Raw genomic sequence first — 8,464 nt, 5'->3', positions numbered from 1 at the left:
CGTGCAGCGTGGCGCTCTTGCCGCGCACATCGCCCAGGCTCTCCTTGATCGCCAGCGACTGCTCGTAGAGGCCCATCGCCCCCCCCAGGTCGCCCCGCGTCTCCAGCACCCCCGCCATTTCGTGCAGCGTGGCGCTCTTGCCGCGCACATCGCCCAGGCTCTCCTTGATCGCCAGCGACTGCTCGTAGAGGCCCATCGCCCCCCCCAGGTCGCCCCGCGTCTCCAGCAGGGTTGCTTGCTGATGGTAGACCCGGCTTAGCAGCTCCTGATTCTCGGTTTCGGTTGCCGTGGCTACGGCCAACTCAATGCTCTGCTGCGCCTGTTCGGGTTGGCCCAGGCGCTCAAAAACCCAGGCCGCCCGCCACGCCGCCCAACCCCGCCGCTCGGGAGGCAGGTATGGGATCGCAATGGCGAGATCAGCGAGGTAAAACTTCGTAGATGTTGCGACTTCCGGGCTAGCGTCAATGCCTTGCTCGTTATTATACGCCCGCGAGACAACCTGATCTGCCCAGCGCGCATAACGTGCGCGGGGCTCGTCCAGGGCTTGCTCGTCGGCCAGTTGCCTGAGCACGGTGGCAATCACGGGCTGCACGCTATATGTTGTCGCACGATTGCGCTGCTCGTCGTACCCCTGGCCCTGGAGGAGCGAGGCCTGGTTGAGCAACTCCAGGCGTGTGTGTGCCTGGTCATCAAGGTAGCGCATAACCTCATCAGTCTCTTCGCTCAAGCCCCAGATCACCGCGCCATGCAGCGGTACAATCACCGGATTGGCAATGATCGTCAGCGCCAGCAGATCGGTGCGCAGATCAGCCGGCAGTGCGTTCAGCGACAGGCGTACATTGATGGCGAGTGATGATTGTTGATACATCTGCGGCGCAGCATCGTTGGCCTGGCGCAGTTGCTCGCCCAAGTCAGCCAGAAAGGTCGCCTCGTCATCCTGCCCTCTGGCCCAGCGTGCCGCAGCCAGGTTCAGGGCAAGCGGGCTGTGGCCTACCGCTTCCGCGAGTTGCTCGAGAAATGCGGTGGAAGGCATGCGCTGTCCAACCCGCTCGCGCAACAGGCGCACACTGTCAAGCGGGGCCAGGCCCCCAAGCTGTGATCCACGTTCAGCAGGCGGGTAGGCGTATTCGCCTGGCAACCCCACCGGTGATTGGCGCGTCGTAAAGAGCAGATGCACCCCTTTATCGGCCAGCAAGCGTACCAGACGCTGCACAGCGGCTGCTTCAAGGCGTTGCTCAGGCTCAAATCGCACGCCACCTGCCTCGGGATCATTCGGATTGAGCCGCCACAGCACGGTCTCATAGTTATCCCAGATCAGCAACAAGCGCGGCCTGGCACGCAGCGCCTCGGCGAGCACAAGCTCTTGGGCCTCAGCCGCATCAGGCTGATCAAACGCGGGATGCGTAATCGCCAGCCGATCGGCCAGGTTCCTACGCACGGTGGCGGCACGCAGGGGCGCATCTTCGCCAGGGAGAAAGAGGCTGACAGCCACAATGCCCTGATCAAAAAAGAACCGGAGCCGCTGCGCCAGGGCCTGTACCAGGGCGGTCTTGCCCATGCCGCCGGCCCCACGCAGCGTCACAATCCGTTCGTGATGATTAATAAAGAGCCGCGCCAGCTCAAGCAATTCCTTATCCCGCCCCACAAACGTATGCTCAGGCGCCCGCAACTGCTCAACCCTGGGTTCGCGTGGTTCAATCGGCGGCAACGGCGCGGCAAGCACCGGGCGTTGCACCTGCCAAGCATACCCCTGCGCCAGATAAAGCACCGGGATCGCCCACTCACGCGGCGCACTACGAAACTGGTTCTTGAGTTGCAAGCGCGCCCGATAGAGCGCCTGCGCCGGATGCTGCCCTGCCGCCAGAAAGCGGTAGAAGGTACGAGCAAACGGGGCCGCAGCGTCGTCGAGCACCTTATACTGCGTGCCCAATACCGCCGGGATGCCGTGACGCACCAGGGCCAGCGCCAGATTCGCCCCCGGCTCGCGGCTATCAGCCGTACGACACGCATTCAGAAAAGCAAAATAGGTCAGGCCACGCAGATCGGCGGCCAAATCAGCCACCGGGCGCGCATCCATACAACCCGTGCCATCATCAAAACAGAGCACCGGCACACCATCCGCAACATCGCCGTGGCCCGTATAGTGAAACAACAGCGGCTCGACCGTCGCCAGATCATCAATCAACGCCTGGCGGGTCGGCGCAATGCGGTGCCACCGGATCGGCGCAGGCGACTGCTGACCAACCAGATCATCGCGCAACTGATCGAGCTCGCGTACAACATGCAACCGCTCTAGTGGGGCATATGCGACAACAAACCCTGTTTTGGGATCATACACCTCTTGCACCAGCGGATCGCTACCCATCACCACCATCCGCCAGGGGACTGTTGGATCGGGCGGCTCCGGGAGAGGGGCATTCGGCACCTCTCGCACGAATAGATATTTGAAAATCAGATAATCATCACCATCATGCAGGTATTCCCAGGGAATGGCTGCTAACTCCGCAGCGTCGGTTTGAATAGCGATCAGGCTTTCCATCTGCGGTGCAAGGGGAAGCCGCGCAAGAGACGCCCTTAGACTATCGCCGCCCAGCGCAGCAAAGAGGCGCTGTCCATAGGCTACTGGATCGGCAGGGAGGATACGCTGTGAAAAGAGAGGCTGGTCGATCAGCAAGGCATCCGGCTCAAACGACGCCAGCACCTCGCCATTCAACCACGCCTCGCCACGATCATCCACGCCACGACGAAGGGTTATTGTGATCGCCATACTTCCCTCTGGATAGCACCGAATGCATAGCTAAGCTCCCCAGCCAGTATAACACACTGATCAGGGCAAACACAGGCGTCTGGCTAGGGGCACGGCGGCGCCGTGCCCCCACCCGCCGTGCCCCCATACGGGCACGGGCAAGCCGTGCCCCGCCGATCCCCTCTTGGGGGTAGGTTTTTCATATGACGTGCGGGTCATGACCATCCAAGGCATCCTCCTTGTCACCCCGCCGCGCCCGCCCTGTCACCCCGCTGCGCCCGCCGTGTCACCCCGAGCGGAGCGAGGGGTCTTCCATGCGCCGCAGTGAAGATTCCTCACTCCGTTCGGAATGACATGGATGGCGTTGCCACCCCCCCCCGCCGTGCGTCCTTGCCACCCCAAGGCCTCCTCCGTGTCACCCCGCCGCGCAGCGAGCGGTATCCCAAAAGCCCCGATCCCCGATCCCCGCCGTGCCCCCGCCGTGCCCGTACGGGCACGGCTTGCCCGTGCCCCCTTCGCGTCTTCGCGCCTTCGCGTGAGTCCCCTTCACCCCTTTGCATCCTGCCCCATCGCGTGGTATCATACCTTCCGGTGTACCAATCAAACGCCCATCACTTTTCACCCCTGAATTCTCGTATGGCAGCCTCGCAACTTCCGCTGGTGCTGGTGCAGCGCCACCAGAATCGCCAGTTGTTCGCCGACCGTTACCTCGATGTGACGCTGCCTCAGCGTGACGCTTGGCTCGCCCTGCGCGACGAGGCGGCCCCGGTCTTCGCCCAGGTGCGGGCGATCCTCGCCGCGTTTTCGCCTGCGCCAAATGAGGCCCAGACCGAGCACGAACTGGTGCGCCCGGTGTTGCTCGCGCTTGGCCATGCCTTCGAGGTCCAGGCCGCCCTCAAGACGCCCAAAGGGACGCGCAAGCCTGATTATGTTTTCTACCGCGACCACGCGTCACTCGTCGCCAATAAGGGCCGCGTGCTCACCGACGCCGATCTCGCTGCCGCTTTTGCCGTGGGCGATGCCAAATATTGGGAGCGCAAGCTTGATGTGTCGAGTAGCGGTGAGAGCGATGAGCTCACCAGGGTGCCTGCCGATCAGATTGCGTTCTATATGCGCCATACCAGGGTGCCCTGGGGCATGCTGACCAATGGCCGCCACTGGCGTCTCTATCATCAGGATACGGTCGAAAAGCAAGATCGTTATTATGAGGTCGATCTGCCTGCGCTGGTCGAGGCCAATGAGCTTGATGCGTTCCTCTATTTTTATGCGTTCTTTCGCCCCGCCGCGTTTGCGCCGTCAACCGCCGAGGCGCTGACGCTCACCGCGATGCTGCGCGAGAGCAGCGATTATGCCCGCGGGGTCAGCGATAGCCTCAAGCTCCAGGTCTTTGATGCCCTCCGCCATCTCGCCCAGGGCTTGCTCGACTATCCGCGCAATGCGTTGACCCCGACCCCCGCTACGCTCCACGCGGTCTACAGCAATAGCCTGATTGTGCTCTATCGGTTGCTCTTTATCCTCTATGCCGAGGCCCGCGAGCTCTTGCCGCTGCGCGAGAGTCTGACTTACCGCGAAGAGTATAGTCTCTATGCGGTGGTGCGCGAGGCTGCCCGCCGCCTCGATAGTGGCATGAGTCTGTTGACCGATACAGGTCGCACCTGGGCGCGGCTGCGCGATCTCTTCGATATCATCAACCTGGGCAGTCCACCCCTCCAGGTCAGCACGTTTAACGGCGGGCTCTTCGATCCACAGCGGCATCCCTTGCTCGAACAGTACACGCTTGGCGACGCGCAGCTTCAGTCGGCCCTCGACAAGCTCGCCCGCATTGACAAGACCTACATTGATTACCGCGACCTCGCCGAACGCCACCTCGGCACGATCTACGAGGGTCTGTTAGAGTATCATCTGCAGCCAATCGAGCGCACCGCCGACGGTTTCAGCATCGATCTCTTCAATGATAAAGGCGAGCGCCACCGTACGGGCAGCTATTACACGCCCGACTTTGTTGTGCAATACATCGTTGAAGAGACGCTCCGGCCCGTGCTTGAGGCCACGCTTGAGCGGGAAAAGACCGGAGAGGCCCAAGTCGCGGCGATCCTCAGACTCAACTGTCTCGACCCGGCGATGGGCAGCGGGCACTTCCCCGTCGCTGCCACCGAATACATCGCCCGTTTTCTGCTGGAACTCGGCGTGCAACCGCCCCCCGACGAGGCTGGCGACGAGCCTGACCTGGTCTATTGGAAGCGGCGCGTTGCCCAGAGTTGCATCTATGGCGTGGATCTCAACCCGCTCGCCGTCGATCTCGCCCGCCTCTCGCTCTGGCTCGCCACTGCCGCCAAAGGCCGACCTCTTTCGTTTCTTGATCACCACCTGCGCTGTGGCAATGCCCTGGTTGGCACCCGCGTCACCGACCTTGAACTCACCCCGACCCGCACACGCAAACGCAGCAAACAAGAAGCCGCCGCCGCCGAGGCAGGCCAGATCTCGATGCTCGACGATCCCGCCTTTGCCGGAGCGATGTCGAGTGCCGTCGGGAGCATCTGGCTCATCGAAGGCTCGGCGGGGCGCACCGTCGCCGACGTCAAAGAACAGGAACAACTCTACGACCTGGTACGGCGCGACCTCACCGACCGCTACACCATCCAGGCCAACCTGCGCACCGCCGCCGCTTTCGACCAGGCACCGGATCAGAAGCTCTGGAAGAGTCTGAGCGACTACGCTACCCGCCGCGAAGCCGGTGCTTTTGCGATGCCCGCCTACGAACCGCTGCTCACCGAGCTACGCACCCTCGCCGCCACATGGCGCTTCTTTCACTGGGATCTCGAATTTCCCGACGTCTTCTTCAACCGCCACGGCCAACCGCTCGGCCCACAGGCCGGCTTCGATGCCATCATCGGCAACCCACCCTACGTCCGCCAAGAGCAACTCGGCCCACTCAAACCCTACCTCCAGGCCACCTACCCCGAAACCTACCACGGCGTTGCAGACCTCTACGTCTACTTCTACCACCAAGGGCTCCGGCTCTTACGCGAAGGCGGGCGAATGAGCTACATCGTCACCAACAAATGGCTCCGCTCAGGCTATGGCGAAGGGCTACGGGCCTACTTCGCCGCCCAGGCGCGCCTCGAACGCATCATCGACTTTGGTCACGCCCCGATCTTCGCCGATGCCGATGTCTTCCCCGTCATCATCGTTGTCGAACGCCCCGCCGAGGGCACCGTCAGCGAAGATCACGAGGTACAGGTAAGCAACTTCCCACGCGAAGCCCTCGGCTTGATCAACCTCGACAGCTTTGTCACCCGTTACAGCCACAACGTCCCGCAGCGCCGCCTCGGGCGCAACGCCTGGAGCCTAGAGGCGAGTAGCACTGACGATCTGATGGAAAAGATCCGCCAGGCCGGCCCAACCCTGACAGAGTATGCCGGAGTCAAACCATACCGTGGTGTCCTGACCGGCTTCAACGAAGCATTTCTGATCGACACCCCCACCAGAGACCGCCTGATCCACGAAGATCCCCAGTGTGCCGCGATCATCAAGCCCTACCTACGAGGCCAAGACATCAAACGCTGGACCCCCGCATGGGCCGGGCTATGGATGATCGTACTCAAATCAAGTGAGAATCATCGCTGGCCCTGGAGCCACACTTCGGAAGAGACCGCTGAACGCACCTTCCACCAGACCTATCCGGCCTTATACACCTTCATGAAACCAATGGAGCAACGGCTACGAGCACGCCAGGATAAAGGACATTATTGGTGGGAATTGAGATCGTGTGCGTATTATGATGTATTTGAGCAACCAAAAATAATGTATCAAGAAATTCAATTTCATCCGTCGTACAATAGAGATGTAACGGGATTTTTCTCGAATAATAAAGTGTTTTTCCTCAACAAGGATGATCTCTATCTCCTTGCCGTACTAAACTCACCCCTGATGTGGTGGCACAACTGGCGCTACCTTCCCCACATGAAAGACGAAGCGCTCAACCCGGCTGGCTTTTTGATCGAAAAACTTCCCATCGCACCGGCGACCGACGCCATCCGCGAAGCGGTCGAGCCAGCGGCGGCGCAACTGATCGCCATCACGCAGCGCGAACAAGCGGCGCGCCGAGACACCCTTGACTGGCTACGCAGCGAATTCGACCTGGAAAACCCAGGTCAAAAACTGACCGATTTTGCCAGCCTGAGCGAAACTGAATTTATTGAAGAAGTCAAAAAGCGTCGCCCCAAAGCGACAAGCAAACTCTCGCCATCAGGCTTACGCGCCCTACGCAACGGCTACCACGAACAAGCCCCACCGGTACAACAAAACCGCGCCAACGCCCGGCAACTTGAACACCGTCTCGCCACGCTTGTCAACACCGCTTACGGCCTGACCCCCGAAGAGATTGCGCTGATGTGGGAAACCGCCCCACCGCGCATGCCAGCGAGAGAGCAATAAGCGCGACCCATCAACATCCTGAAACCTCAAACCCTACCCCACCTGCGCCAACCACGCTTCGAGATCGGCCACCCTGGTGAAATCAAAGACCGCCTCTGCCAGATCCAGCCGTTGCGCTGGGTCAAGGTGCTGCACCTGCACCAGCAGCGCAGCGGGCAGCGGGCCACAGCGCCGCTGCAACTGGCGCACCAGTACGGCCAACTGACCCTCTTCACGCCCCTCTTCACGCCCCTCTTCCCGCCCCTCTTCACGCCCCTCTTCCCGCCCCTCTTCCCGCCCCTCTTCCCGCCCCTCTTCCCGCCCCTCTTCCCGCCCCTGCGCAAGTCCCTGCGCAAGTCCCTGCGCAAGCCCCTGCTCGCGCCATTTGCGCATCATCGGCGTCTCGGGCAAACCATAATCACGCTCAATGATCTGTTCGGCCATCGCGGCAATCTCCTTGTCCGTGCATAAGATCAGCAATTCCGTCAGCAACCGCTCCCGCTCAACCCCTTTTGCGTGCTGCGCCAGCCGCGCCACCGCCGCCGTCAACGTCGCGACGGGCTGCCCGATCTGCGTCTGCCCAATCAACACCAGCAGCGCTGGGCGATCCAACGCCAATAAGTCCTCAGCCAGCAGTTGCCACAGGTGGATCACCACATAGTTCCACCCCACGGCGATGGTGCCAGGTCTAGTATACACCGCGTGTTCACCGGTGTCACTGGCCCCCGCGCCCCCAAGATAGAAGACCACACTCTGAAGCCATTTCCCACGATAGGTGTCTGCGAGCCGCGCCTGATACTCCAGCACGCGCAACGGCATCGGGCGCTTGCTGCCCGGCCCCTGAAACTCCACGTGCAGGATGACCTCCTCCCCCGTCGCCAGCGTCACCCGGAGCACCAGATCCGTATCCAGAATCTCCGGTTCCGCCAGCAACGCACCCTGACCCGCCTCCACCGTCTGCACCGCCTGCCCCAACACCCACGCGGCCAGATCCAACCCCGCCAGCGCCACAACCCGTTTGAGCGGATGATCCGTTGCTGCCATCGTTGTTGCCCATCGTTCTTTGGCGACCTACACGTATTCGTATAGGTTCATTATAGCACACATGAGCAACTCGTCAAGGCCGATGGGCGCAGCAGCAATGGGAGATGCCTCTTCACCCCGGGCGGGCACGGGCAAGCCGTGCCCCTACACGCATGCGGCACATGTACGGGCACGGCTTGCCCGTGCCCCCGCCGCGCGCCCGCCGATCCCCGATCCCCGATCCCCGATCCCCGATCCCCGCCGCCCCCGCCGCCCCCG

At 62.0% G+C, this 8,464-nt stretch carries 3 protein-coding genes; 1 reads left to right on the top strand and 2 read right to left on the bottom strand.

Going from position 1 to position 8,464, the window contains the following annotated elements; all coding sequences use genetic code 11:
* Positions 1–2,767, bottom strand: a 2,767-nt coding sequence (locus EYB53_RS24355; RefSeq protein WP_135482048.1) for a CHAT domain-containing protein, incomplete at its 3' end; no start/stop codon positions are given.
* 615 nt (positions 2,768–3,382) lie between these two features.
* On the opposite strand from EYB53_RS24355, the gene EYB53_RS24350 reads away from it, so the two are divergent.
* Positions 3,383–7,183 (top strand): Eco57I restriction-modification methylase domain-containing protein, encoded by a 3,801-nt coding sequence (locus tag EYB53_RS24350; RefSeq protein ID WP_167857602.1) that lies wholly within the window; start codon positions 3,383–3,385, stop codon positions 7,181–7,183.
* 33 nt (positions 7,184–7,216) lie between these two features.
* Here the strand turns inward: EYB53_RS24350 and EYB53_RS24345 are convergent, their stop codons facing one another.
* Complete coding sequence (locus tag EYB53_RS24345) at positions 7,217–8,206, bottom strand: DUF4351 domain-containing protein (protein ID WP_205712756.1); 990 nt, start codon at positions 8,204–8,206, stop codon at positions 7,217–7,219.
* Between the last annotated feature and the right edge of the window lie 258 nt (positions 8,207–8,464).

The sequence above is a fragment of the Candidatus Chloroploca mongolica genome (genome assembly GCF_004762035.2).
GTDB lineage: Bacteria > Chloroflexota > Chloroflexia > Chloroflexales > Chloroflexaceae > Chloroploca > Chloroploca mongolica.
This window is presented reverse-complemented; position numbering and strand designations above follow the sequence as displayed.

Bases quoted from the DNA above. Each gene is read 5' to 3' on its own strand.
- EYB53_RS24345 (WP_205712756.1), bottom strand. From the start codon at position 8,206: ATGGCAGCAACGGATCATCCGCTCAAACGGGTTGTGGCGCTGGCGGGG.
- EYB53_RS24350 (WP_167857602.1), top strand. From the start codon at position 3,383: ATGGCAGCCTCGCAACTTCCGCTGGTGCTGGTGCAGCGCCACCAGAAT.